We start from the raw sequence: 24,654 nt of genomic DNA on the forward strand, positions 1-24,654 counted from the left end.
CAGAGATCCTACAAGGACCGCCGCCCCTGCTCGGCCCGGACCATGTCCACGAACAGTCCGTGCACCCTGTGGTCGCCCGTCAGTTCCGGGTGGAAGGACGTGGCGAGCGCGTTGCCCTGGCGTACGGCGACGATGTGGCCGCCGTGCTCGGCGAGCACCTCGGTCTCGGCGCCGACGGACTCCACCCACGGGGCGCGGATGAAGACGCCCTCTACAGGGTCGCCCTCGACGTCCTTCATGTCGACCGCGCTCTCGAAGGACTCGTTCTGCCGCCCGAAGGCGTTGCGCCGCACGATCATGTCGATGCCGCCGACGGTCTCCTGGCCCGAGCGCGGGTCGAGGATCTTGTCGGCGAGCATGATCATGCCCGCGCAGGTGCCGTAGACGGGCATCCCGGCGCGCACGCGCGCGCGAAGGGGCTCCATGAGGCCGAAGAGCACGGCCAGTTTGGAGATGGTGGTGGACTCGCCGCCGGGGATGACCAGGCCGTCGACCTCGGCGAGCTCCTCGGGGCGCCGGACCTCCCTGGCCACGGCGTCCGCCGTGGCCAGGGCGATCAAGTGCTCCCGTACGTCGCCCTGGAGGGCCAGGACGCCGATCACGGGTACGTCGTGCGCCATCGGTTACCAGCCGCGGTTCGCGTAGCGCTCGGCCTCGGGCAGGGTGTCGCAGTTGATGCCGACCATGGCCTCGCCGAGGTTGCGGGAGGCGTCCGCGATGACCTTGGGGTCGTCGTAGAAGGTGGTGGCCTTCACGATGGCGGCGGCGCGCTTGGCCGGGTCGCCGGACTTGAAGATGCCGGAGCCCACGAAGACGCCCTCGGCACCGAGCTGGCGCATCAGCGCGGCGTCGGCCGGGGTGGCGACGCCACCGGCGGAGAACAGCACGACCGGCAGCTTGCCGAGCTCGGCGGTCTCCTTGACCAGCTCGTACGGGGCGCGCAGCTCCTTGGCGGCGGCGTACAGCTCGTTGTTGTCGAAGCCGCGCAGCTTGGCGATCTCGTTCTTGATCTGGCGCAGGTGGCGCACGGCCTCGACGACGTTGCCGGTGCCGGCCTCGCCCTTGGAGCGGATCATGGCCGCACCCTCGGCGATGCGGCGCAGGGCCTCGCCCAGGTTGGTGGCGCCGCACACGAAGGGGGTGGTGAAGGCGAACTTGTCGCTGTGGTTGACCTCGTCGGCCGGGGTGAGGACCTCGGACTCGTCGATGTAGTCGACGCCGAGCGACTGCAGGACCTGGGCCTCGACGAAGTGGCCGATGCGCGACTTGGCCATGACCGGGATGGAGACGGCCTCGATGATCTCTTCGATCATGTTCGGGTCGGACATCCGGGCCACGCCGCCGTCCTTGCGGATGTCGGCGGGCACCCGCTCCAGGGCCATGACGGCGACCGCGCCCGCGTCCTCGGCGATCTTCGCCTGCTCGGCGTTGACCACATCCATGATCACGCCGCCCTTGAGCTGCTCGGCCATGCCGCGCTTCACGCGGGCGGTGCCGGTGGCCGTGTTCTCGGCGGTCTGGGCGTTGCTGGAGTGCGTGCTGGACACGGGTTGACCTCACTCGGTGGAGACTCGGTGGAAGCGAGCTGCTCGGAGCCGCTGACGGCGGGCTGCGGAGCGCTGCGTGTGGCGATTCCGCCGCCTTGAGGAAACGCCTTGCGACCAGGCCACAGCAAGGGCCAATGGTGAGGTGGTGGATCGTTTTGCGGACCTTCGGTCCGCTCTTGTGACGACCGTACGACGCTCGGTGACCGCTCTCCCGCTAGGCCGTGGCCCGGTCCGCGAGGGCCACCGGGGGCTCGTCGTCCATCTCCACCGCCATCGGGAACGGCGCGTGCCCGGCCAGGCGGAACCAGCGCACCTTGCGGTGGCGGCGCAGCGCCCGGGCCGCGCGCACCGCGTCGTTGTGGAAGCGCCGCGCCATCGGCACCCGGCGCACGGCCGCGGCGAGCTCGCGCGTGGCCTCCTCGCCGCCCGGCGCCTCACGCACCGCCTCGACCTGCTGCGCCTCTCCGAAGACCGCGCGCAACGCCTGGCTCAACTCGCTCTCGGCGACCTCGCGCTGCTCCTCCTCGGCCTGCCGGGCCGCGTGCGCCGCCTCGTACAGGACGATCGACGCGGCCGGGTCGAGCACTCCGGAGGTGGCCAGCTCCTGGGCGACCGAGGCGCGCCGCAGCAGCTGCGCGTCGAGGGCGGCGCGGGCCGCGTCGATGCGCGCGTGCAGCCGGTCGAGACGGCCCGCGGTCCAGCTCAAGTAGAGGCCGATCGCGAACAGGGCGGCCGCGATCCAGATCAAAGTGGAGGTCACAGGCGCCTAGGCTACCGCCGGGGCCCGGCAACGACGGCGGGGCCGGGCCCTGGTGCCCCTCGCCTGCCCCGGCGCTGCCCGAGCCCCCAGGGGCCCGCCCTCCGGCCCCCGTCCATCGGCCTTCGGCCTCGAACGCCGGACGGGCTCGTTCGTCCCCTGCGGGCCGCTAGTCCCTGGCCAGGCCGAACCGGGCCCGCAGGCCCGTGCGGTCGTCCGCCGCGACCGCCGCCGCGCCGTCCGTCACCGTCTCGTACACCGACAGGATGTCCGCGCCGACCGTCGACCAGTCGAAGCGGCGCACGTGCTTGCTGCCCCGTTCGCGCAGCTCCTCGCGGCGCCGGGGGTCGCCGAGGAGGCGTACGGCGGCCTCCGCGAGGGAGTCCGCGTCCTCGTTCGCGAACAGGTCACCCGCCGCGCCCTGGTCGAGGACCTGCGCGAAGGCGTCGAGGTCGCTGGCGAGCACCGGGGCGCCCGCCGACATCGCCTCGACGAGGATGATGCCGAAGCTCTCCCCGCCCGTGTTCGGCGCGACGTACACGTCGACGCTGCGCAGCAGCCGCGCCTTGTCCTCGTCGCTGACCATGCCGAGGAACTCCACGCGCTCGCGCAGCTCGGCCGGGAGCGAGGCCACGGCCTCCTCCTCGTCACCGCGCCCGGCGACCAGCAGGCGCGCCTCCGGGCACTCCGCGAAGATCCGGGGCAGCGCCCTCATCAGGACCGGCAGGCCCTTGCGGGGCTCGTCGATGCGGCCGATGAAGCCCATCGTCATGCCCTGCCACTCGGGCTTGGGCTCGGCGTCGGCGAAGAAGTCGACGTCCACGCCGTTGGGGATGACCACGGCGTCGCCGCCCAGGTGCTCGACCAGCGTGCGGCGGGCGTACTCGCTGACCGCGATGCGCGCGCTGATCTTCTCCAGGGCGGGCTGCAGGATCGGATACGCCGCGATCATGGCCCGCGAGCGCGGGTTGGACGTGTGGAACGTCGCCACGATCGGGCCCTGCGCCGCCCAGCAGGTCAGCAGGCCGAGGGAGGGCGACGTCGGCTCGTGGATGTGGATGACGTCGAAGGTGCCGTCGTGCAGCCAGCGGCGCACTCGCGCGGCCGACAGGAAGCCGAAGTTGAGCCGCGCCACCGAGCCGTTGTACGGAACCGGCACGGCACGCCCCGCCGACACCACGTACGGCGGCAAGGGGGTCTCGTCGTCCGCCGGGGCGAGGACCGAGACCTCGTGCCCCAGGCGGATGAGGTGCTCCGCCAGATCGCGGATGTGGAACTGGACGCCGCCCGGCACGTCCCACGAGTACGGGCAGACGATGCCGACCTTCACTGCGTCCCCTCGCCCCGGGGCCCGGCCGCCTCCGCCTCCGCCTTCGCCTTCGCCGGATCCAGGTCCGCGAGCCACAGGCGCTGCAGCATGTGCCAGTCCTCCGGGTGCTCGGCGATGCCCGTGGCGAAGGCGTCGGCAAGGGCCTGCGTCATGACGGCCGTCTTCTCCGCGCGGGTGCCCGTCGAGGGGACCTCCACGGGCGGGTGGACCCGGCCGCGCATCACGGGCGACGCGTCGTACCAGAGCGTCACCGGCAGGAGCAGCGCGCCCGTCTGCTGGGCGAGCGCGGCGGGCCCCGCGGGCATCCGCGCGCTCTCGCCGAAGAACATCACCTCGACGCCGGACGCCGACAGGTCCCGGTCGGCGACGAGGCAGACGAGCCCGCCCGCGCGCAGCCGCCGGGCGAGCGTGCCGAAGGCCGAGCCGCCGGTGTGCGGCAGGACCTCCATGCCCAGACCGCTGCGGTAGGCCACGAAGCGGTCGTACAGGGACTCGGGCTTCTGCCGCTCCTGCACGGTCGTGAACGGCGTCTTCAGCTTCGTGGTGACCCAGGCGCCCGCCAGGTCCCAGTTGCCCAGGTGCGGCAGGGCGAGGATGACGCCCCTGCCGCTGTCCAGGCCGTCGGTCAGATGGTGCAGGTCCTGGGGCGCGAAGCCGTTCTTGATGCGGTCCTCGCTCCACGCCGGAAGCCGGAAGGACTCCATCCAGTAGCGCATGTACGACCGCATGCCCGCCTTGGACAGCTCCGCGAGGCGCTGCGGCGTGGCGTCGGGCACCACGCGCGCGTAGTTGGCCTCCAGGCGCAGCACGCCCTTGCCGCGCCGCTTCCACGCGAGGTCCGCGATGCGGCGCCCCAGGCGCACGGCGGCGGGCTCGGGAAGCTTCTTGACGGTGCTCCAGCCCACCCCGTACAGCGCGTCCGTCAGCTTCTCCGCGGCGCGGCTCATGAAGCGGTCCCGCTCCGCTGGGCGCCGTCCCGCGCGGCCTCGGCGTCCGCCTCCGCGGACTCGCGGCGCACGGTCACCACGCGCTGCACGAGCGTGACGAGACTGCCGACGGCCACGATCCACAGGGCCACGGGCAGCAGCACGTCGATGCCCGGCACCCCGAACTTGTGCAGTCCGGCGAAGCCCGCGGCGACCAGCGAGATCACCAGGCGCTCGGCGCGCTCCACCAGGCCGTTCACCGCCACGGGGAGGCCGATCGCCTCGCCGCGCGCCTTCGTGTACGACACCACCTGGCCGCTGGCCAGGCAGAAGATCGAGACCGCGCACAGGATGTTGTCGTCGCCCGAGCCCGCGTACCAGAGCGCGAAGCCGCCGAAGATCGCGCCGTCGGCGACCCGGTCGAGCGTCGAGTCGAGGAACGCGCCCCAGCGGCTGGAGCGGCCGAGCTGACGCGCCATGTTGCCGTCGACGAGGTCGGAGAACACGAACAGCGTGATGACGATCGTGCCCCAGAAGAACTCCCCGCGGGGGTAGAAGACCAGCGCTCCCGCCATCACTCCGGCCGTACCGATGAGCGTGACCGTGTCGGGGCTGACCCCGCGACGGATGAGAAACGCGGCGAACGGCGTGAGGACACGCGTGAAAAACGCACGCGCGTACTTGTTCAGCATGGCCTTCCCGAGGGTCGGTGCGCACGGCGGCCCCGTTGGCCACCGGCTGGCCCATCGTAGTCACGCCCCGGACACGGCGGCTCGCCCCCTCACGATCGCGTACGACGTATGGACGCACAGTGACGCAAGTGGAAAGCTCGGAAGCACCGCGGGCGTCGTCGGAGCCGCCCCCGCACGCGGTTCCCGCGTGTCCGCGCTGAAGCCAGCATCCCCGAGGGGGCTGTGCCTCCTCACCACGCACGTAACCGGGAGGCCAAGGCATGGGCGACAAGGTGAACGCACACCCCGGAGCCGCCGGCAGGGCAGCGACGGCCGACCATCCCGCGTCCGTACGGAATGTGGTGCTGGTCGGCCACAGCGGATCGGGCAAGACGACCCTGGTGGAGGCCCTCGCGCTGACCGCGGGGGCGGTGAACCGGGCAGGCCGCGTGGAGGACGGCACCGCGGTCTCCGACTACGACGAGATCGAGCACCGGCAGCAGCGCTCGGTCCAGCTGTCCCTCGTCCCCGTCGAATGGGGCGGCTACAAGATCAACATCCTGGATACCCCCGGCTACGCCGACTTCGTCGGAGAGCTGAGGGCCGGTCTGCGCGCGGCGGACGCGGCCCTCTTCGTCGTCTCGGCGGCCGAGGGCGCCGAGGGCATCACCGGCGCCACCCGCATGGTCTGGGAGGAGTGCGCCGCCGTCGGCATGCCCCGGGCCATCGTCGTCACCCACCTGGAATCCGCCCGCGCGGACTTCACCCAGATGACCCGCACCTGCGCCGAGGCCTTCGGCGCCGACGACCCCGACGCGGTCCTGCCGCTCTACCTGCCGCTGCACGGCGAGACGGGACCCGACGGCCACGCGCCCGTCACCGGACTCATCGGACTGCTCTCGCAGCGCGTGTACGACTACGCGTCGGGCGAACGCAAGGAGTCCGAGCCGGGCGCCGACCAGCTGCCCGCCATCGAGGAAGCGCGCAACAAACTCATCGAGGGCATCATCGCCGAGAGCGAGGACGAGTCCCTCATGGACCGCTACCTCAGCGGCGAGGAGATCGACTTCAAGACGCTCGTGGACGACCTGGAGCGGGCCGTCGCCCGCGGCATCTTCCACCCGGTGCTCGCCGCCGCCCCCGCCGCCGAGGGCGCCCGCCAGGGCATCGGCACCGTCGAGCTCCTGGAACTGGTCACCGGCGGCTTCCCGACCCCCCTGGAGCACCCCGCGCCCGCCGTCACCACCCCCGACGGCGCCCCCCGGCCCGCCCTCACCTGCGACCCCGAAGGACCCCTGGTCGCCGAGGTCGTCAAGACGGCCTCCGACCCGTACGTCGGCCGGATCTCGCTGGTCCGCGTCTTCTCCGGCACCCTCCGGCCCGACGAGACCGTGCACGTCTCCGGGCACGGCCTCGCCGACCGCGGCCACGAGGACCACGACGTCGACGAGCGCGTCGGCGCCCTCTCCGCACCCTTCGGCAAACAGCAGCGCACCCTCTCCCAGGCCATCGCGGGCGACCTCGCCTGCGTCGCCAAGCTCAACCGCGCGGAGACCGGCGACACCCTCTCCGCCAAGGAGACCCCGCTCCTCATGGAGCCCTGGGACATGCCCGACCCGCTCCTGCCCCTCGCCATCCAGGCCCACAGCAAGGCCGACGAGGACAAGCTCTCCCAAGGCCTGTCCCGCCTCGTCGCCGAAGACCCGACCATGCGGCTCGAACAGAACCAGGACACCCACCAGGTCGTCCTGTGGTGCCTCGGCGAGGCCCACGCCGACGTGGCCCTGGAACGGCTGCGCAGCCGCTACGGCGTCCAGGTCGACGTCATCCCGCACAAGGTCTCCCTCCGCGAGACCTTCGCGGGCAAGTCCGCCGGACGCGGCCGCCACGTCAAACAGTCCGGCGGCCACGGCCAGTACGCCATCTGCGAGATCGAGGTCGAGCCGCTGCCCGGCGGCAGCGGCATCGAGTTCGTCGACAAGGTCGTCGGCGGGGCCGTGCCCCGGCAGTTCATCCCGTCCGTGGAGAAGGGCGTCCGCGCCCAGGCCGCCAAGGGCGTCGCCGCGGGCTACGCCCTCATCGACGTGCGCGTCACGCTCCTCGACGGCAAGGCCCACTCCGTGGACTCCTCCGACGCCGCCTTCCAGACCGCCGGCGCCCTCGCCCTGCGCGAAGCCGCCGCCGACACCACCATCCACCTCCTCGAACCCGTCGCCGACGTCCAGGTCCTCATCTCCGACGAACACGTGGGCGCGGTCATGAGCGACCTGTCGGGCCGCCGCGGCCGCGTCGTCGGCACCGAACAGGCACCCGGCGGACGCACCCTCGTCCGCGCGGAGGTGCCCGAGATCGAGATCGGCCGCTACGCCGTCGACCTCAGGTCCCTGTCCCAGGGCACGGCCCGCTTCAGCCGCAGCTACGCCCGGCACGAACCCATGCCCCCGCAGCTGGCCCAGAGGATCCGCGAACAGGCCCAGGACACCGCCTAGTTGAGCTCCACTGGCCGAATGCCGCCCGCTCCGGCCCCTCCTCGCGGGCGGCATTCGACCGACCCCTGACGGATGTCGGTGGGCCCCGATACGCTGATGACCTGATCAACAGCCGTACCGGCCAGGTCAACAGGTGTGCCGGGCCGCACAGTCGGGAAACAACGCAATCGGGAAGGGCCGCGGCGGTCAGCGGCGCGGCGATGGGGGCGGCAGGTGGCGGACGACGCATTCGACTTCAGGCCAGGGGCCCAGGTACCGCTCTCCGGCGCCGCCGGACAGACCGCGGCCACCCACGCCCTGGCCTCCGCGGCATACCGCGACGGCGAGGTCGACGAGATCCTCAAGGCCAACAGCGACTGGCACAAGTCCGTGGTGAAACCGGGCCTGTGGTCCCTGTTCAAGCCGAGCCTCGGCGAAGCCTTCGCCAGAACCGTCCAGGTGCGGATGCTCGGCGGCGCCCGCAGCCCCCTCATCCAGGCCTTCGGCATCGACCCCCAGTCGGTCGTCGAGCACTGCCTGGCCGCCACCGGCATCCGCCGCCACCGCGACAGCTGGCTCACCCTCGTCATGGCCGTGTGCGGACTGCTCTTCCTGCCCGGCCTGTTCGCCTGGCTGCTCGTCTTCACCGCCCGCCGCTGGATCACCAAGCAGAAGGACAAGCGCACCCAGGCGATCGCCACGGCCCTCCTCGTGGCCATCGGCGTCGTCGTGGTCGTCCTCCTCGTCAAACTGCCCTTCGGCGGCCTCCTGGCCTGGTATCTGCGCCTGTGCCCCGTCGTCCCCGTGATCGGCTGGTTCTGGGCCAAGCACATAGCCGAAGGCACCGCCAAGGACCTGCGCGAGCGGTGGAGCGCGCTCCTCTCCGGCGGCGGCATCGGCGCGAAGATCCCCGAAGCCGTCCCCGGCAGCCCCGGCGACGCCTCCGCCGAGCGCCTGCGCCAGGGCCTCGCCCGCCTCTCCGCCGAGCAGCAGAGCAACTCCGTCTTCTACGCGGGCCCTAAGGGAATACTGGGCATGGGCACCCGCTGGGGCAGCTGGCAGCTCGCCGAGGAGCTCGTCCCCCGCGAGGACGGCAAGGAGATCAACCCCTTCCGCAGCTGGGACGTCGTACGGGCGGTGCACGACCAGCTCCGCATGCTCGAGCGCGGCCCGCTGCACACCGGCGGCTTCACCACCCCGTCGATAAGGCACTGGATCGTCACCCCCGTCGGGGAGAACGCGGGCTCGGTCTCCCGCCCCTCCGGCACGGACGTCGAGGCCTTCCAGATCAAGGGCCACGAAATACAGCGCATCTGCAACGAGCAGCAGTTCGGCAGCGGCGACCGCCACTATCTGGGCGTGCAGTTCACCCTCTGGGACGGCCAGCTCGTCATCACCATGCTGATCACGGTGACCGTGCTGCACGAGACCCTGCGCATCGAAGTCACCGGCCACGCCCTCGGCCCCGTGCACTCGCTCTTCACCAGCAAGCCCTCGCCCAAGACCAAGACGGTCAGCAAGACCATCAGGTTCTGGGAGACCACCACGCGCAGCCTGCCGCTCGTCGACGCCCAGGAAGTGGTGCGCCTCGCCGTCCGCGCCCCCTTCACCTGGTACCCGCCGATCCTGGACTACCTCGGCGGCAAGCTCGTCCTGCCCGAGCCCTTCGGCCTGCGCCACGCCTGGGCGGACAAGCCCTGGCGGCACCGCTTCATGGCCGACGACGCGCTGCGCGCCGCCACCCCGGTCCTGCGCGTCGTCCACACGGCCGCCATCAAGGTCCTGGAGGAGAACGGCGTGAACACCGACCGCTTCAGCGGCCGCGCCACCTTCCTCAGCGGCGCGATCCAGGACCCCATGCCACGCCAGGCGGACGTGTACGGCGCGTAAGCGCTTCGCTGGAATTGCCACGATGGGCCGTCGGTTGCCTGCCGGTCCATCGTGGCTGGTCGCGCCCACGCGGCGGAGCCGCATGTGGACACGACCCCGCGCCCCTTCGGGGCGCTGCCCTACACCGCGGGCCACGCCTTCGCGAGCATCGCGCGGGTGTCCGCGAGCAGCTGCGGCAGCACCTTGGTGTGCCCCACGACGGGCATGAAGTTCGTGTCCCCGCCCCAGCGCGGCACGATGTGCTGGTGCAGATGCGCGGCGATCCCCGCCCCCGCGACCGTGCCCTGGTTCATGCCCAGGTTGAAGCCGTGCGCACCCGACGCCGTGCGCAGCGCGGTCATCGCCTGCTTGGTCAGCTCGGCCAGCTCCAGCGTCTCCGGACCCGTCAGCTCCGTGTAGTCCGCGACGTGCCGGTACGGGACCGTCATCAGGTGCCCGCCGTTGTACGGGTAGAGGTTGAGCACCGCGTACACGTGCTCGCCCCGCTTGAGGACGAGACCGTCCTCGTCCGACTTGGCCGGGATGGAGCAGAACGGGCAACCGTCGTCGGCCCCCGAACCGGTCGGCTTGTTCTCGCCTTGGATGTACGCCATCCGGTGGGGCGTCCACAGGCGCTGGAACGCGTCCTGCGTCCCCACTCCGATCTGCTGCTCCGGCTCACTCGTCATGGTGGTCAGCATATTCGCCGCCGCACGCACGACGAGGGGCGGCCCCGAACGGAACCGCCCCTGTAACCCCCGCTCACGCGGGGACCACGTCACACCTGCACGCGACGCTCCACCACATCAACGAGCTTCTGCAGTGCCTCGTCACGCGGAATCCCGTTCTCCTGCGACCCGTCCCGGTACCGGAAGGACACCGCACCCGCGTTCATGTCATCGTCGCCGACGATCACCATGAACGGCACCTTGGACTTCTGCGCGTTGCGGATCTTCTTCTGCATGCGGTCCGAAGAGGCATCCACCTCGACCCGCAGCCCGTGCTTCTTCGCCTCCTCCGCGAACTCCTGGAGGTAGGGCACATGCGCGTCCCCGACCGGGATGCCCACGGCCTGCACCGGCGCCAGCCACGCCGGGAAGGCGCCCGCGTAGTGCTCAAGGAGCACGCCGAAGAACCGCTCGATGCTCCCGAACAAGGCCCTGTGCAGCATGACCGGCTGCTGCTTGGTGCCGTCCGCGGCGGTGTACTCCAGGCCGAAGCGCTTCGGCTGGTTGAAGTCCACCTGGAGGGTCGACATCTGCCAGGACCGGCCGATCGCGTCCTTCGCCTGGACGGAGATCTTCGGCCCGTAGTACGCGGCCCCGCCCGGGTCCGGCACCAGCGGCAGGCCCTGCTTCTCGGCGGCCGCGCGCAGCGCCTCCGTGGCCTCGGCCCAGTCCTCGTCCGAGCCGATGAACTTGTCGGAGTCGTCGCGGGTGGACAGCTCCAGCTCGAACTCGTTCAGGCCGTAGTCGCGCAGCAGGTCCAGGACGAAGGTGAGGAGCTTGTCGAGCTCCTCCGCCATCTGCTCCTTGGTGCAGTAGATGTGCGAGTCGTCCTGGGTGAAGCCGCGCGAGCGGGTCAGGCCGTGCACGACGCCCGACTTCTCGTAGCGGTAGACCGTGCCGAACTCGAAGAGCCGCAGGGGCAGTTCGCGGTAGGAACGGCCGCGCGACTTGAAGATCAGGTTGTGCATCGGGCAGTTCATCGCCTTGAGGCGGTAGTTCTGCTCGTCGAACTCGATCGCCGGGAACATGCCGTCCGCGTAGTGCGGCAGGTGCCCCGAGGTCTCGAAGAGCTTCTCCTTCGAGATGTGCGGGGTGTTCACGAACTCGTAGCCCGAGTCCTCGTGGCGCTTGCGGGAGTAGTCCTCCATCACCTTGCGGATCACGCCGCCCTTGGGGTGGAAGACCGCGAGGCCCGGGCCCAGCTCCTCCGGGAAGGAGAACAGATCCAGCTCGGCGCCGAGCCTGCGGTGGTCGCGACGCTCCGCTTCAGCCAAGAACTCCAGGTGCGCCTTCAGCTCGTCCTTGGACGGCCACGCGGTGCCGTAGATGCGCTGGAGCTGCGGGTTCTTCTCACTGCCGCGCCAGTACGCGGCGGCGGAGCGCATCAGCTTGAACGCCGGGATCACCCGGGTCGTGGCCAGGTGCGGACCGCGGCAGAGGTCCTTCCAGCACAGCTCGCCGGTCTTGGCGTCCAGGTTGTCGTAGATCGTCAGCTCGCCCGCGCCCACCTCGGCGTCGGCACCGTCGGCGGCCTGCGCGGCGTTGCCCTTGAGGCCGATGAGCTCCAGCTTGTACGGCTCGTCGGCGAGCTCGACGCGGGCGTCGTCGTCGGTGGTGACGCGACGGGAGAACTTCTGGCCCCGCTTCTGGATCTCCTGCATCTTCTTCTCGATGCGCTTGAGGTCCTCGGGGGTGAAGGGCTCCTTGACGTCGAAGTCGTAGTAGAAGCCGTCCCGGATGGGCGGGCCGATGCCGAGCTTGGCGTCGGGGAAGAGCTCCTGCACGGCCTGGGCCATGACGTGCGCGGTGGAGTGGCGCAGGATGTTCAGGCCGTCCTCGGAGGAGATCTCGACGGGCTCGACCTCCTCGCCGTCCTCGACCGCGTACGCGAGGTCCTTCAGCTCGCCGCCGACGCGGGCGGCCACGACGGTGCGCTCGCCCGCGAAGAGCTCGGCGGCCGTAGTGCCCGTGGTCACCACGCGCTCTTCCCGCTCGGAATCGCGTTGGATGATCACACGGACGTCTGACACCGGTCTCTCCTGTCTGAGGGGGTGCGGCAGGTCCTCGCCTGCCCGCGCAACGAATCGTACCGAGCCGGTGGGGCCCACCGCGAAACGGTTGTCGGCGGGCGGCCCGCGCTCCCCCGCCCTCAGTCGGTGCTGCACGCCTCCTCGAAGAAGTCGAGGTTCTCCTGGAGCGACTTCAGCAGCCGGTCCCGCTCGGCGTCGTCGACCTGTACCGGCACCACCTGCGTGGCCCCGGTGAGCCTGCGGAAGCCGCCGCGGCTCTCCAGCCGGCCGTGCACCCGGATCGGCAGCCCGACCAGATGGGCATGGCCCGCGATCCGGTACGACTCCTCGTCGAGGGACATCCGCACGTGCGGGACCTCGGCGCCCGCGAGCACCCGTATCCGCACCGTGCCCGTGCCGCGCGGCCCCGAGCGCCGCATGCGCACCACGGCACCGGTGATCCGCACCGGCACGGACGGCTCGTCGCGCAGATAGCGGGCCCCGGCCTCGCGCAGGACGGCGAGGTCGCCCGGGGAGAACTCGACGGGCTCGGTGGTGGCCGCGCAGCCCTCGGGCACGCCCGCCGCGGGTGACCACTCGACGTGGACGCGGGCGCCCTCGGTGCCGCGCACCAGGGAGACGATGGCCTCGACCAGCTCGTGGCTGACGCCTGCCTCGACGGCGGTGTCGAAGGCGTCCATGCCGCCGGTGGCCCGCTGGTAGTCGACGGCCTCGCGGGCCGCGTACAGCGCCTGGTGCAGCCGTACGGCCAGCGGCCGGGCCGCGGAGACCGGCACGAAGGCGGTGAGGCGGCGTCCGCCCGGCGCGGGCCCCACGAGGACGTTCTCCAGGGACGCGGCGGCGGGGCGGCGGTGCCGGGCGCCGTAGTACCCGGCGCGCTCGCGCGCGGCGAGGGCGCCGGCCAGGAGCATCTGCCGGGCGGCGGCGCGCAGGTGCTCCTCGACGGTCCAGGAGGCGGTGCCCGCGGGGCCGCCGGGGACGTCGCGCCACCAGCGGATCTCGTCGCTGGGCACGGCGAGCGACACGAGTACGTCACGGGCCGATGGCGCGGAGCTGCGGGCGAGGGCGGTGAGGGCTTCGCCGATGAGGTCGTCGCTGTCGGGGAAGGCGCGGTTCTCGGGGACGAGGAGGCTGGTGCCGCGGGCGGCCGGTCCCGGCGGGGTCCAGCGGGAGTAGTGTCCGGCGGCGCCGCCGCGGCGCTGCCAGCCGTGCCGGTGGAGGAGGGCGACGAGCACGGCGGGGTCGACGTGGCCGGGGTCTGGCGGCTCGGACCAGACGTCGGGGGCATCGGAGGCGTCGGCGGAGCGGGGCCGTATGCCGCGGAGTGCTCGTGCGGCGCGCGGGGTGGCCGGGCCGTCGTCGCGTACGGAGGCTGGGTCGTCGATCGGGCGGTGCATCAGGGTCTCCCTCCCGTGCCGACGCGCGTCATGATCTCGCAGAGTGCGCGGTCGTCGAAGATCCGTGCGGTGGGGACGCGGACGGTGGTCCTCCGTCTGCCGGTGACGGGGTGTCCGGCGAGGTTGGTCCAGTAGCAGCAGTGCCGCAGGTCGAGGCGGTCGTGGCCGGCGCGCAGCCAGTCGTCCTGGGACCGGGGCACGAGCATGACCACCAGTATTTTGTGCACCGATACGGGGGTGCGGGCCAGCTTCTCCAGGTGGGCGTTGTCCAGGGTGAAGGAGAAGGCGGGGCCCTTGGGGTGGGGCGGGATCTGGTAGGTGCACTTGAGCTGCACCTTGATGGTGACCTCGTCGTCGACGGTGTGGCCGGGGGCGCTGTGGCTGACGTGCCAGTCGATGCCGTTGTCCGGAAAGGGCTGGGACAGGGAGCAGCCGGCCGCTGCCGCGACCGCGTGCAGATAGCCCACCTGGAGGGTCTCCATGCAGGCGGTGGTGGCGAGTGTGCCGCGCGGCGGTGCGATCCGCTCGGGCAGCAGCCCGCCCTGTTCGGGCTGCGCGAGCGCCATGTCCTGAAAGCCTTCCGAACCGGTGGGGTACGCGCTTGAGCCGTCAACCACCCGGCTCCGTACCTGTGTTGTCTCCTGAGCGGGTTCGGCGCAAACGGCCCGGGTATCACCTGCGTGAGGCAGGAGCGGAGGTCAACTGCCACATCTGAACGAGGAGTTGCGTCGGGATGACGTGCTGGTACGAGGGGCCCTTGGCCGCATTCGACACGGAGACGACGGGTGTCGACGTGGAGACCGACCGAATAGTGTCGGCCGCCGTCGTCGTGCAGAACGGCGCGGGGGCCCGCCCGCGAGTGACACGCTGGCTGGTGAATCCGGGGGTGCCCGTGCCGGCGGCGGCGACGGCGGTGCACGGCCTGACCCAGGACCATCTGGAGCGCAACGGCCGCTGGCCGGCGCCGGTGATGGAGGAGATGGGCAGGGAACTGGCCGAGCAGGGAGCGGCGGGGCGGCCGCTGGTGGTGATGAACGCGCCGTTCGATCTGACGCTCCTGGACCGGGAGTTGCGCAGGCACCGCGCCTCGTCGCTCTCGCGCTATGTGGGCGGCTCGCCGCTGTGCGTGCTCGATCCGCGGGTCCTGGACCGGCATCTGGACCGGTACCGCAAGGGTCGGCGCACCCTGTCGGACCTGTGCGAGCTCTATGGGGTGGAGCTGAGCGGCGCCCATGACGCGGCGGCCGACGCGCAGGCGGCGATGGACCTCGTCCGCGCCCTGGGCCGTCGTTTCTCGGCGCGCCTGGACCGGCTGTCCCCCGCCGAGCTGCATACGTTGCAGGCGGTGTGGCACGCGGCGCAGGCGCGCGGGCTGCAGACGTGGTTCGCGCGCAGCGGGTCGGCGGAGACGGTGGACCCGGCGTGGCCGCTGCGGCCCGAACTGCCCGCGGCCGCTTGAGGCCTGACGGGCCCGGGGCATGAAAAAGCCGGTCCGTCTGTGACGGACCGGCATTCTCCGGGTGGGCGATACTGGGTTCGAACCAGTGACCTCTTCGGTGTGAACGAAGCGCTCTCCCACTGAGCTAATCGCCCGGGAACGCACTGAACAATACAGGTCCGGGCGCCGATCCTTCAAACCGCCTGTCTCTTCGTCGACCGGGGCCCCTCAGGGGCGTGCCGGGTGCGGCCCTTCCCGGTCGAGGCGGGCGGCGAGGCCGCGGCTTCCGGCGCGCATCATCAGGGCGTGGTTGAGCAGGAGGAGCGGCCTGCCGGGCACGGCGAGGCGGCGCAGCAGGGGTTTGCGTACGTCGACTTCCTGGTCGTAGCGCGCGCGGGTGCCGCCGTCGGGCGCGGAGGTCAGGGTCCAGCGGGCCCAGCCGTCGAGGTCGCCGGTCATGGTGATGGCGAGGACGCCGCGCTCGGGGTCACGGCTCCGCTCGCGGGCGGTGATCACCAGGTCGTAGGGCAGGAGCGAGCGGAAGCGCGCGGTGCCGCTGTGGTCGTCGAGGGGAGTGACCTCGCGGACCTGGGGCCACCAGGCGGGGTAGTCCTGGACGCGTTCGAGCGCGGCATAGACGACGGCGGGCTCGGCGCGCAGATTCCATACGCTGCGGAAGCGGTAATGGCACCAGTCCATGGCTTCAAGTCTGCCGCCGGGGCCGCGATCCGTGCACCGGTTTCCGACGGGGCGTCAACTCGAAGAAATAGGAAGCAGTTATTCCGGACGGCTCGGGGCGGTCCGCGAATTTCATGAAAGGGCGTCAAATACGACAGTGGCCCGGAGGCTGTTTCCAGCCTCCGGGCCACAATCCCGGGTGGGCGATACTGGGTTCGAACCAGTGACCTCTTCGGTGTGAACGAAGCGCTCTCCCACTGAGCTAATCGCCCGGGCGCAGAGAGAACATTACCCCATGCCAGAGGGTGCCTGTGACCAGCTGACCGAGCACGTCCCCGGCGGGCTCGCGCGGCCCGCCGGGGCGCCGCTCACTGATCGTTGATCTTCCAGGGCATCTCGAGGCCGTACTTCCAGAGGTAGACCCCGGCGAGGGCTCCGATGATCACCAGGCCGATCACCGTGAGGATGATGTTGCGGCGGCGCACCTTGGGGTCGAGTGCGCGCTGTGCCGCCTCGGTGACCTTCCGTTTCGTCCAGCGGAGCACCAGCTGCGCCCAGACGAACTCGGTCGCCCAGATCGCCATGCCGCAGAAGATCACCACCCAGCCGGGTCCTGGCAGCGGCAGCATGATGATGCCCACGACCACGACCGCGAGCCCGACGATGAAGACGCCGACCTGCCAGCTCAGGTGCAGTGCGCGGCGCGCCTTGACGAACTCGGGCGCCCGCGACCCGAAGGGCTTCTCGGGCTTGGTCGTGCCCGCCGCGCCCTCGGCCGCCTGGGCCACCGGCGGCTCGTTACTCCCCGTATTCATGCCGCCAAACCCTACCGGACGGAAACCCGTCACCGGAATGGCCGTACGAACCAATCGGACAGGCCGCCATACGAGCCACCTAAAGACACCCAAAACTCGCAGAGGGGTTTACAACGGCACCGTAGGTGGCATGTCGATTTCGCCGACGTGCGAATCCCCGAGCGCACACTGAGCGAAAGGCCTTGGCGCTTATGAACACCACGGTCAGCTGCGAGCTGCACCTGCGCCTCGTTGTGTCGAGCGAGTCCTCACTGCCTGTACCCGCAGGACTGCGGTATGACACGGCCGATCCCTATGCCGTGCACGCCACCTTCCACACCGGAGCCGAGGAGACCGTCGAGTGGGTGTTCGCCCGCGACCTCCTCGCCGAGGGCCTGCACCGGCCCACCGGCACCGGCGACGTCCGTGTCTGGCCGTCCCGCAGCCATGGTCAGGGCGTCGTCTGCATCGCCCTGAGCTCCCCCGAGGGTGAGGCCCTGCTCGAAGCCCCGGCGCGGGCCCTGGAATCGTTCCTGAAGCGGACCGACGCGGCCGTGCCGCCCGGCACCGAACATCGTCACTTCGATCTCGACACGGAGCTCTCGCACATTTTGGCCGAAAGCTAGTCCGGCCCGTCCGGGAGCCGCCCAGCGCCGTCCGACTCGGGGAGACGGCGTGGGTACGACAACGACATAGCAGGCACAGCAGACACCGGCGCCGGTGCCGCGGCACTCCGCGGCTCCGGCGCCGTGGCGCGTACGGCGTGAGCCGCTAGCATCGGCCAGCATCAGGCGGGCGCCCGCCCGACCCTCATCAGGCCAGGGAGCGAATCGTGCTGATCACCCATGACACCAGGTGCGCGCTCGACGCCGTGGTCGATCTGGTGAACTCCGCGCCGGACGACCCGGACGACGAGGGCGGTGGCAACGCCGAGGGACTGGCGGACGTCGCGGCCCTGCGCGCGTTCGTGCGCAACCACTCCATCAGTGACGTCGGGGCGCTCACCGAGCGGGACCTGGCGGCCGTGCACCGCATCCGCAGCCGCTTCGCCGAGGTCTTCGCGGCCGCCGAGGCGCACCTCGCGGCGTCCCTCCTGAACGAGCTGGTGGCCGCCGCGGGCACGACGCCGCGGCTGACCGATCACGACGGCTACGACTGGCACGTGCACTACTTCGCCCCGGGCGCCTCGGTCGCCGATCACTTGGCCGCGGACTGCGGGATGGCCCTCGCCTTCTTCGTCGTCGCGGGCGAGCAGGAGCGGCTGCGGCGCTGCGAGGCGCCGGACTGCCGCCGCGCCTTCATCGACCTGTCCCGGAACCGCTCGCGCCGCTACTGCGACAGCCGCACCTGCGGCAACCGTCTGCACGTCGCCGCCTACCGGGCCCGGCGCCGGGAGGCGGCGGGCCAGGAGCAGGGCGCACCGGACGAGAGGGAGCGCGAACACCGGGAGCAGGAGCCTCTGGGACGGGAACTACAGCAGGAACAGGTCGTGCAGTGAGGCCATGAGCAGTAGGCAGCCGATCACCGCCAGGAAGATCATCAGCGGGGGCTGGGAGAGGGCGAAGAGGCAGCCTCGCGGCTCGTCGGCGGTTCCGTGCCCGTCGGGCGGGGCGGGTTCGCTCTGTGTGGTGGTGTCCAGCATCTCGCCGTGATGATGGCGCAGCGCGCACACCGGTGCTGACCAACACGCACGATCACAGCGGCAGTTCGCCGCATTCCGTGACCTTGGTGGGACCGGCGCGCCGTACCTGCGAGCGGTGTCCGTGGATACGCTCGAACCGGCGACCCCCCAGGGTGACGCCCGGCGGGCGGTCCGCCCGGCTCAGCGGCCGTCTGTCCGGTGGCTTCGGCTCATATGCCGTGCTTCTTGAGGATGGCCTCGATGTCGCTGAAGTCCTCCGCGGGGGCCGCCGCCTTCTTCGGCTTGGCCGCGGGCCTCGCGCCCGCGCCGAGGGAGGGCGCGGAGGCCGCGGGGGCGACCGCGTCGCGCTGGGCTGCCTTGGCCGCCGCCTTGCGCTCCTTGCGGGTGCCTCCGGAGCGGCGCTCCGCCGAGCGCGTGCCCATGAAGAGCAGCCAGGCCGTGCCGAGGACGCCGAAGCCCGCCCAGGCGACCGGGCTGAAGGCGGTCTCGGCCGCCCATTCGACGGCGCCCGTCATGACCAGGCCGAGGGGGACCAGGGCGTAGGCGGCGAGGCGGGCCGCGGCAAGGAAACGCTTGCGGTACGCGGTGACGGCGGCTATGCCGAGGCCGGCCGCGGCTACGGCGGAGCAGATGGTCTCGGCAATCATCCCGGTCCTCCAGGCGTGCGGGTGTGGTGCGGTCGCGCGGTCACGCTTGTCCCTTCCATCCTGCACCTGGCCGGGGGCTCGTAGCCATGTCGTACGAGGACATCAGGGAGATATCCGGGTCGGCCCTCCTCCCCAGGTGCCGGTCGGCGGGCGGTCGCCTGGGAGACTGTGCGCATGAACGACTCTTCCCCCACCGGCCCCGCCAGCCCCGTCGTCATCGAGGTCTGGTGCGAGCTGCAGTGCCCCGACTGCCGCACCGCCCTGGACGACGTGCGTGCCCTGCGGGAGCGCTACGGCGACCGCGCCGAGCTGCGTCTGCGCCACTTCCCGCTGGAGAAGCACCGGCACTCCTTCGCCGCCGCGCAGGCCGCCGAGGAGGCCGTGGAGCAGGGCAAGGGCTGGGAGTACGTCGAGGCGGTCCTGGCCCGGGTCGAGGACCTGGACCGTAAGGGAGAACCCTTCCTGGTGGAGGTGGCGCGGGAACTCGGCCTGGACGCTGAGGAGTTCGACACTGCCCTGGTCGACGGACGGCACATCCTGATCGTCGACGCCGACCAGGCCGAGGGCAAGGCCATCGGGGTCACCGGGACGCCGACGTACGTGGTGGGCGGTGAGCGCCTGGACGGCGGCAAGAGCCAGGACGGCCTGCGCGAGCGCGTCGAGGAGATCACCGACCGGCTGCTCGCCCAGGGCTGACACCGGTCGGCCGCCGGGGCGGGCACGGCGGCCGGAGCGCCCGCCCGCAGGGGTCAGAGCAGCGGCTTGTACAGGAAGTACGCGTCCGGTTCGTAGCCGAGCGACTCGTACAGGCGCAGTGCCGGGGTGTTGCCCGCGAACACGTTCAGGCCGATCCGGGTCCTGCCCGCCTCCAGGCACTGCCCTTCGGCGAGGAGCATGAGCGACCGGCCGTGGCCGCGGCCGCGGTGCTCCTCGCGGACCTCGACGTCGTACACGAAGGTCACGCCGTCGCGGTCGGCGATCCACAGCGTGCCCACCGTCGTGTCCGCCTCGGTCAGGACGCTCAGCCGGGCGCCGGGCGTCGCCAGGCCGTCGGGCAGGAGGCGCGCCTGGTCCCGCGCCACCTTGTCGCGGGCCTCGGCCTCGGGGACGCCGCGCTCGATCCAGTCGTGGGCGTAGGCCTCCGTCGCGTGCGCCGTCCAGTCCAGGAACTCCGCGTCCGTCATGGGCCTGGCCCGCACCCCGTCGGGCAGGACGGGCGGCGTCGGGGACAGCGGCTTGGACATGTTGCGGTTGCGCTCCACGTAGCCGAGCGCGGTGGCGAGGTCCAGCGCGCCCGGGGCGTCCCCGCGCACCTTGAGCTCGATGCGGGCGCAGCCCCAGCCGCGCGCCACCTCCTCGGCCGCGAGAGCCGCGACCGTGCCGCGGCCGCGGCGGCGGTCCCGCTCGTCGATCCGCAGGTCCACGATCTCGGCGACGCGCGGGCCGAAGACGGGGTGCGTGGCCAGCTGGATCCGGCCGACGGGGCGGCTGTTCACGCACACGTCGTACGTGCGTGACCTCGTGCCGTCAGTGCTCTGCTGGAGCGGCCCGGCCGGCCGCAGAGTCGTGGTCATCACGGGAGTTGTACCCGCCCCACGCCCCCGCGTCATCTGTTTTTCACGGCCGGGCCGGTTCCCCTACGGGTCCAGGTCGTCGGCGGCGCGCTCGTCGAAGACCCGCATGGCCTTGGCGGTCACCGGGCCGGGGGCGCCGGGCAGGTCACGGCCGTCGACGCGGTGGACGGCCTGCACGTCGCGCAACGTGGAGGTGAGGAAGACCTCCTCGGCCCGGTCCAGGACGTCGAACGGCAGGTCGGTCTCCCGCGCGCCGGTCCACTCGACGGCCAGCGCGCGCGTGATGCCCGCGAGGCAGCCGGAGGCCACCGGCGGGGTGTGGATCTCGCCGTCGAGCACGACGAAGACGTTGGACCCCGTGCCCTCGCACAGCCGCCCCACGGTGTTCGCGAACAGTGCCTCGCTCGCGCCCTGTTCGGTGGCACGGGCGAGCGCGAGCACGTTCTCCGCGTACGAGGTGGTCTTCAGGCCGGTCAGGGCACCGCGTTCGTTGCGGGTCCACGGGACCGTGATCACGGCGGTGGAGTCGGGCCTGCGCCCGGTCTCGCCGAGGGCGACGACGAGGGTCGGGCCGTGGTCGCCGCGGTCGGAGCCGAGCGGGGAGAGTCCGCCGGTGTAGGTGATGCGCAGGCGGCCGAGGTCCATGGGGTTGGCGTCCAGGACGGCGGCGCAGGCCCGGCGGACCTCGTCCAGGTCCGGCTCGGGCAGGCCGAGGCCGCGCGCCGAGCGGGCGAGCCGGTCGAGGTGGCGGGTGAGCGCGAAGGGCCGTCCGGCGACCGCCTTCACCGTCTCGAAGATGCCGTCGCCGACGGTCAGGCCGTGGTCGAGGACGGAGACGCGCGCGGTTTCGAGATCGTGCAGGCCGCCGTTGAGCCATATCTTCACGAAGGGGTCCCTCCCGTTGGTTCGTACGTTCCCGACGCTACCGCCAGCAGCCGCTCGGCCTTGAGCTCGGTCTCGCGCCACTCCCCCTCGGGGTCGGAGCCCCAGGTGATGCCGGCGCCCGTGCCGAAGCGCAGGGCACCGTCGGCGCGGTCGATCCAGAAGGTGCGGATGCCGACGGCGAGCTCGCCGGTGCCCCGGTCGGCGTCGACCCAGCCGACGCCGCCGCAGTAGGGGCCGCGGGGCGCCGTCTCCAGGGCGTCGATGATCCGCAGGGCGCTGGACTTGGGGGCGCCGGTGACGGAGCCGGGCGGGAAGGCCGCGTCCAGGAGCTCCGGCCAGCCCGCCCCGGGGCGCAGTTCGCCTCGGACGGTGGAGACGAGGTGGACCAGGCCCGGGTGCTTCTCGACGACGCACAGCTCGGGCACGGTCACGGTGCCGGTGCCGCAGACCCGTCCGAGGTCGTTGCGGACGAGGTCGACGATCATCACGTTCTCGGCGTAGTCCTTGTCCAGGAGGTCCGCCTCGGTCCGTCCGGTGCCCTTGATCGGACCCGACTCGACGGCGCCGCCCGTGCGGCGCAGGAACAGCTCGGGCGAGGCGGTGGCGACCTCCACGCCGTGTCCGGGCAGCCGAATCGTTCCGGCGTACGGAGCGGGGTTCCCGCGCGCGAGGAGGGCGGTCAGCGCGTCGATGTCCGCGTCGTCCGGGACGGGCGCGGACAGCACGCGGCAGAGGTTCGCCTGGTAGACGTCCCCGGCCGCGATGTGCGCGCGGATCCGGCGTACGCCGTCCGTATACGCGGCGCGGTCGAGGGAGGACGTCCAGTCACCGGCGGCCGGGCCGTGCCAGGCGCCGGGCACCGGGGCGGGCACCGGCTCCTCGCGCACCCGCCCGAAGCGGGCGCACACCAGACGGCCCTCGAAGTCCGCGCAGACGGCCCAGAAGCCACTGCTGTCCAGGGCGGAAGGGTCGCTGGTCACGTCGCGGAGATCGGTCGCGACAAGGCCGCCGAAGCGGGCCAGGGGAGACAGGTCGTGCACGGCTGCGAGTCTATGACCGGCGCCTCTGTGGCGCCCCGGACGCGGGTGACCAGGGCGGCAGCGCAGCACGCTGCGCAAACGCGTTTTTGTACTGGCCCGGGAATCCGCTAGAGTTCAACACGTCGCCGGGACGCGCAAGCGGACCGGGAAAGACAAGCGGACGTAGCTCAGTTGGTAGAGCGCAACCTTGCCAAGGTTGAGGTCGCCAGTTCGAACCTGGTCGTCCGCTCGCAGGAACACGGGGGATCTTCCCGAAACCCCGTACTCCTGGTGGAGTGGCCGAGAGGCGAGGCAACGGCCTGCAAAGCCGTCTACACGGGTTCAAATCCCGTCTCCACCTCCAAGGACGATTAGCTCAGCGGGAGAGCGCTTCCCTGACACGGAAGAGGTCACTGGTTCAATCCCAGTATCGTCCACTGGAATCTCTGATCATGAGGCCCTCGGGTCTTCGATCACCGAGGTTTCCCCGCGCGATTAGCTCAGCGGGAGAGCGCTTCCCTGACACGGAAGAGGTCACTGGTTCAATCCCAGTATCGCGCACGCAGCACCTACCACCTGCGGGTATACACTCGCTGATGGTCCCGCGCGATTAGCTCAGCGGGAGAGCGCTTCCCTGACACGGAAGAGGTCACTGGTTCAATCCCAGTATCGCGCACCACCTCCACGAAGCCCCTGGCCGTTCCTCGGCCGGGGGCTTCGTCGTGCGTGCGCCGCCGGGCGGGCGTCCGCGCTCTCGCCCGGCGGGGGCCGCGCCGGGCGAGACCGGGGGTCAGGACGAGAACAGCATGTGGCCGAAGCTCTTGTGCCGCTTGTGGCCGTGGTGGCCGTGGTGCTCGTGGTGACCGCCGTGGTGCGGGGCGCCCCAGGCGGGGGCGGGCGCGGCCGGGTAGCCCTGGGGCGCGCCGGGCGGCACGGGCGGGGCCTGGTGGCCGCTCCACTGACCCTCAAGACGCGTCAGGGCCTCCAGCTCTCCGTAGTCGAGGAATATCCCGCGGCAGCCGCTGCACTGCTCGATCTGAACGCCGTTGCGGTTGTACGTGTGCATCGCTGCGTGGCACTTGGGACAGTGCATGGGCGGCTCAACTCCTAGCCGGTCGTGACAGGTTCGCCGGATGTCTGCCCGGCTTCGGTGCGTTGCACCCTACTTCGGGCCGATCGGCGCCGGATCGGGAGGGAGGGCGGCCATCCGGTGGCAGGCGTCGACGACGTCCCGCTCCACCTCGTCCAGGTCACGGCCCTCCGCCCTCGCCTTGGTGATCGCGAGCGCGGCCGTCTGCACGGTCAGCGCGCGGGCCGGGACGTCGAGCACGGGCCACGGGTCGCCGCCGGCGGGGACGGCCGGGCCGCCCGCCGCGCGGTAGGCGTCCAGGAACCTCCTCCACTCCCCCGCGCCGAGCAGGTCGCAGGCGTACCAGGCAGCCGGGCGCGCCAGGTCCCAGGCGGGGTCGCCGAGGCCCAGGTCGTCGATGTCGATCAGCAGCCAGTGGCCGTCGGGCGCGCGGACGAGCTGGCCCAGGTGCAGATCGCCGTGGCACAGCGACGGCGGGCCCGGCGGCGGGGCCTCGGCCCGGGCCCATGGGGGCAGGGCCGCCCAGGCGCTCTCGACGGCGGGGGCGTCGGGGTGCGGGGCCCGTGCGGTGGCCGCGCGCAGGCGGGCGACGGCCCGGGCCGCCTTCTCCGGGCCCCGCATGCGCGGCATGCCGGACGGCAACCGGGCGGGCGGGGTGCGGTGCAGCCGGGCCAGGAGGGCGGCGACCGCCTCCCAGGGGGCGGCGTCCGGGTCGTCCCGGTCGACGGGCGTGCCGTACGGCCAGAGCGTGACCAGGCGGCCCCGCAGGAGCGCGGGTCGCGGGTCCAGCGGAGCGAGCAGGGTGTCCGCGAGGGCGGGGTGGGCCGCGGCGGCCAGGCGGGCGGCCAGGGGGCGCTCGGGGGTGCCGGGGGCGTGGGCCTTGGCCACGACGCAGGCGTGCCGGACGACGGTGGCGTCGGGGCGGTCGGCCAGGACGGCGGCGGGCGGGGCACAGGGACAGGCGTGCCGGGCGGGAGCGGGGGCGTGGGCCCGTCGCTCGGCGTGGCCGGCCAGGGCGGGGAGGAGGGTCACGGAGGTCCTGGGAGGGTGCGGGTGTGCCGCGAGCGTACGGGGTCGGGCCTCGCGGGGGCGCCCCGGTCCCGCCCCGCCCTCTCGCCCTGGCCAGGGGCTGCTGCCCGGGGAGCCCGCTCTGCGGCTCGTACG

Annotated in this window: 24 protein-coding genes, 7 tRNA genes and 1 pseudogene; 11 read left to right on the forward strand and 21 right to left on the reverse strand. The window is 72.0% G+C overall.

The window, feature by feature from the left end:
• Positions 1 to 8: 8 nt before the first annotated feature.
• The 6 genes from pdxT to pgsA form a co-directional block, all read right to left on the reverse strand.
• Positions 9 to 620: a pyridoxal 5'-phosphate synthase glutaminase subunit PdxT gene (gene pdxT / locus MQV74_RS08880; RefSeq protein WP_242715571.1), complete on the reverse strand. Its 612-nt coding sequence runs from the start codon at positions 618 to 620 to the stop codon at positions 9 to 11.
• Between the two features lie 3 nt (positions 621 to 623).
• The gene (gene pdxS, locus MQV74_RS08885) at positions 624 to 1,472 is read right to left on the reverse strand and encodes a pyridoxal 5'-phosphate synthase lyase subunit PdxS (protein ID WP_216678465.1); all 849 of its coding nucleotides are present in this window, start codon (positions 1,470 to 1,472) and stop codon (positions 624 to 626) included.
• A gap of 289 nt (positions 1,473 to 1,761) precedes the next feature.
• Positions 1,762 to 2,307 (reverse strand): hypothetical protein, encoded by a 546-nt coding sequence (locus tag MQV74_RS08890; RefSeq protein ID WP_138958595.1) that lies wholly within the window; start codon positions 2,305 to 2,307, stop codon positions 1,762 to 1,764.
• Between the two features lie 166 nt (positions 2,308 to 2,473).
• Entirely contained in the window at positions 2,474 to 3,634 is a 1,161-nt protein-coding gene (locus MQV74_RS08895) for a glycosyltransferase family 4 protein (RefSeq protein ID WP_242715573.1), read from the reverse strand.
• Positions 3,631 to 4,581: a phosphatidylinositol mannoside acyltransferase gene (locus tag MQV74_RS08900; RefSeq protein WP_242715575.1), complete on the reverse strand. Its 951-nt coding sequence runs from the start codon at positions 4,579 to 4,581 to the stop codon at positions 3,631 to 3,633. The genes MQV74_RS08895 and MQV74_RS08900 overlap by 4 nt, the downstream gene beginning before the upstream one ends.
• Positions 4,578 to 5,252 carry a phosphatidylinositol phosphate synthase gene (pgsA, locus tag MQV74_RS08905; protein WP_138958598.1) on the reverse strand — a complete coding sequence of 225 codons (675 nt, stop codon included), beginning with the start codon at positions 5,250 to 5,252 and terminating at the stop codon, positions 4,578 to 4,580. Before pgsA ends, MQV74_RS08900 begins: the two co-directional genes overlap by 4 nt.
• 260 nt (positions 5,253 to 5,512) lie before the next feature.
• On the opposite strand from pgsA, the gene MQV74_RS08910 reads away from it, so the two are divergent.
• Together MQV74_RS08910 and MQV74_RS08915 are read left to right on the forward strand one after the other, a co-directional pair.
• Positions 5,513 to 7,720: an elongation factor G-like protein EF-G2 gene (locus MQV74_RS08910; protein ID WP_242715577.1), complete on the forward strand. Its 2,208-nt coding sequence runs from the start codon at positions 5,513 to 5,515 to the stop codon at positions 7,718 to 7,720.
• Positions 7,721 to 7,933: 213 nt separating this feature from the next.
• Complete coding sequence (locus MQV74_RS08915; RefSeq protein ID WP_242715579.1) at positions 7,934 to 9,589, forward strand: hypothetical protein; 1,656 nt, start codon at positions 7,934 to 7,936, stop codon at positions 9,587 to 9,589.
• A gap of 119 nt (positions 9,590 to 9,708) precedes the next feature.
• Here MQV74_RS08915 and MQV74_RS08920 read toward each other — a convergent pair whose 3' ends face one another.
• The 4 genes from MQV74_RS08920 to MQV74_RS08935 all read right to left on the reverse strand — a co-directional run bounded on the left by MQV74_RS08920 (position 9,709) and on the right by MQV74_RS08935 (position 14,289).
• On the reverse strand, positions 9,709 to 10,269 hold the full coding sequence (locus MQV74_RS08920; protein WP_172387611.1) for an HIT family protein: 561 nt from the start codon (positions 10,267 to 10,269) through the stop codon (positions 9,709 to 9,711).
• 77 nt (positions 10,270 to 10,346) lie between these two features.
• Entirely contained in the window at positions 10,347 to 12,326 is a 1,980-nt protein-coding gene (thrS, locus tag MQV74_RS08925; protein WP_242715581.1) for a threonine--tRNA ligase, read from the reverse strand.
• Positions 12,327 to 12,445: 119 nt separating this feature from the next.
• On the reverse strand, positions 12,446 to 13,726 hold the full coding sequence (locus tag MQV74_RS08930; protein WP_374120772.1) for a hypothetical protein: 1,281 nt from the start codon (positions 13,724 to 13,726) through the stop codon (positions 12,446 to 12,448).
• Positions 13,723 to 14,289 (reverse strand): DUF4365 domain-containing protein, encoded by a 567-nt coding sequence (locus tag MQV74_RS08935; RefSeq protein WP_138958603.1) that lies wholly within the window; start codon positions 14,287 to 14,289, stop codon positions 13,723 to 13,725. Before MQV74_RS08935 ends, MQV74_RS08930 begins: the two co-directional genes overlap by 4 nt.
• Positions 14,290 to 14,456: 167 nt before the next feature.
• Here MQV74_RS08935 and MQV74_RS08940 point away from each other — a divergent pair, with 167 nt between their 5' ends.
• Positions 14,457 to 15,182 (forward strand): 3'-5' exonuclease, encoded by a 726-nt coding sequence (locus MQV74_RS08940; protein ID WP_242715585.1) that lies wholly within the window; start codon positions 14,457 to 14,459, stop codon positions 15,180 to 15,182.
• Between the two features lie 62 nt (positions 15,183 to 15,244).
• On the opposite strand, the gene MQV74_RS08945 is transcribed toward MQV74_RS08940, so the two are convergent.
• The 4 genes from MQV74_RS08945 to MQV74_RS08960 form a co-directional block, all read right to left on the reverse strand.
• A tRNA-Val gene (locus MQV74_RS08945) sits at positions 15,245 to 15,316 on the reverse strand.
• Between the two features lie 73 nt (positions 15,317 to 15,389).
• Entirely contained in the window at positions 15,390 to 15,860 is a 471-nt protein-coding gene (locus MQV74_RS08950; RefSeq protein WP_242715587.1) for an SRPBCC family protein, read from the reverse strand.
• Between the two features lie 179 nt (positions 15,861 to 16,039).
• Positions 16,040 to 16,111, reverse strand: a tRNA-Val gene (locus MQV74_RS08955).
• A gap of 96 nt (positions 16,112 to 16,207) precedes the next feature.
• On the reverse strand, positions 16,208 to 16,654 hold the full coding sequence (locus MQV74_RS08960; protein WP_242715589.1) for a TIGR02611 family protein: 447 nt from the start codon (positions 16,652 to 16,654) through the stop codon (positions 16,208 to 16,210).
• A 191-nt stretch (positions 16,655 to 16,845) separates the two neighbouring features.
• Between MQV74_RS08960 and MQV74_RS08965 the strand changes: the two genes are divergently transcribed.
• Entirely contained in the window at positions 16,846 to 17,259 is a 414-nt protein-coding gene (locus tag MQV74_RS08965) for an SsgA family sporulation/cell division regulator (RefSeq protein WP_003959770.1), read from the forward strand.
• A gap of 206 nt (positions 17,260 to 17,465) precedes the next feature.
• Positions 17,466 to 18,038, forward strand: a pseudogene (locus MQV74_RS08970) (CGNR zinc finger domain-containing protein); the annotation flags it as partial.
• Positions 18,039 to 18,104: 66 nt separating this feature from the next.
• Here MQV74_RS08970 and MQV74_RS08975 read toward each other — a convergent pair.
• Together MQV74_RS08975 and MQV74_RS08980 are read right to left on the reverse strand one after the other, a co-directional pair.
• The gene (locus MQV74_RS08975; protein WP_170316395.1) at positions 18,105 to 18,275 is read right to left on the reverse strand and encodes a hypothetical protein; all 171 of its coding nucleotides are present in this window, start codon (positions 18,273 to 18,275) and stop codon (positions 18,105 to 18,107) included.
• 209 nt (positions 18,276 to 18,484) lie between these two features.
• Positions 18,485 to 18,922: a hypothetical protein gene (locus MQV74_RS08980; protein WP_242715591.1), complete on the reverse strand. Its 438-nt coding sequence runs from the start codon at positions 18,920 to 18,922 to the stop codon at positions 18,485 to 18,487.
• Positions 18,923 to 19,096: 174 nt separating this feature from the next.
• On the opposite strand from MQV74_RS08980, the gene MQV74_RS08985 reads away from it, so the two are divergent.
• Positions 19,097 to 19,618: a DsbA family protein gene (locus tag MQV74_RS08985; RefSeq protein WP_172387605.1), complete on the forward strand. Its 522-nt coding sequence runs from the start codon at positions 19,097 to 19,099 to the stop codon at positions 19,616 to 19,618.
• 53 nt (positions 19,619 to 19,671) lie between these two features.
• On the opposite strand, the gene MQV74_RS08990 is transcribed toward MQV74_RS08985, so the two are convergent.
• The 3 genes from MQV74_RS08990 to MQV74_RS09000 form a co-directional block, all read right to left on the reverse strand.
• Positions 19,672 to 20,496, reverse strand: coding sequence for a GNAT family N-acetyltransferase (locus MQV74_RS08990; protein WP_242715593.1), 825 nt, complete (start codon positions 20,494 to 20,496; stop codon positions 19,672 to 19,674).
• Between the two features lie 63 nt (positions 20,497 to 20,559).
• Positions 20,560 to 21,381, reverse strand: coding sequence for an aminotransferase class IV (locus MQV74_RS08995; protein WP_242715595.1), 822 nt, complete (start codon positions 21,379 to 21,381; stop codon positions 20,560 to 20,562).
• The gene (locus tag MQV74_RS09000) at positions 21,378 to 22,421 is read right to left on the reverse strand and encodes a chorismate-binding protein (RefSeq protein ID WP_242715602.1); all 1,044 of its coding nucleotides are present in this window, start codon (positions 22,419 to 22,421) and stop codon (positions 21,378 to 21,380) included. The genes MQV74_RS08995 and MQV74_RS09000 overlap by 4 nt, the downstream gene beginning before the upstream one ends.
• A 156-nt stretch (positions 22,422 to 22,577) precedes the next feature.
• On the opposite strand from MQV74_RS09000, the gene MQV74_RS09005 reads away from it, so the two are divergent.
• The 5 genes from MQV74_RS09005 to MQV74_RS09025 all read left to right on the forward strand — a co-directional run bounded on the left by MQV74_RS09005 (position 22,578) and on the right by MQV74_RS09025 (position 23,079).
• Positions 22,578 to 22,650 (forward strand) — tRNA-Gly (locus MQV74_RS09005).
• Between the two features lie 40 nt (positions 22,651 to 22,690).
• Positions 22,691 to 22,764: transfer RNA gene (locus MQV74_RS09010), tRNA-Cys, on the forward strand.
• 1 nt (position 22,765) lies between these two features.
• A tRNA-Val gene (locus tag MQV74_RS09015) sits at positions 22,766 to 22,837 on the forward strand.
• A 52-nt stretch (positions 22,838 to 22,889) separates the two neighbouring features.
• Positions 22,890 to 22,961 (forward strand) — tRNA-Val (locus tag MQV74_RS09020).
• Between the two features lie 43 nt (positions 22,962 to 23,004).
• Positions 23,005 to 23,079 (forward strand) — tRNA-Val (locus tag MQV74_RS09025).
• Positions 23,080 to 23,190: 111 nt separating this feature from the next.
• On the opposite strand, the gene MQV74_RS09030 is transcribed toward MQV74_RS09025, so the two are convergent.
• On the reverse strand, positions 23,191 to 23,493 hold the full coding sequence (locus MQV74_RS09030; RefSeq protein WP_242715604.1) for a TFIIB-type zinc ribbon-containing protein: 303 nt from the start codon (positions 23,491 to 23,493) through the stop codon (positions 23,191 to 23,193).
• A gap of 69 nt (positions 23,494 to 23,562) precedes the next feature.
• Positions 23,563 to 24,522, reverse strand: a complete 960-nt coding sequence (locus tag MQV74_RS09035; RefSeq protein WP_374120600.1) for an aminoglycoside phosphotransferase family protein — start codon at positions 24,520 to 24,522, stop codon at positions 23,563 to 23,565.
• Between the last annotated feature and the right edge of the window lie 132 nt (positions 24,523 to 24,654).

Origin of the sequence: Streptomyces sp. AN091965, from assembly GCF_022698285.1 — a bacterium.
In the GTDB taxonomy this organism is placed as follows: Bacteria; Actinomycetota; Actinomycetes; order Streptomycetales; family Streptomycetaceae; genus Streptomyces.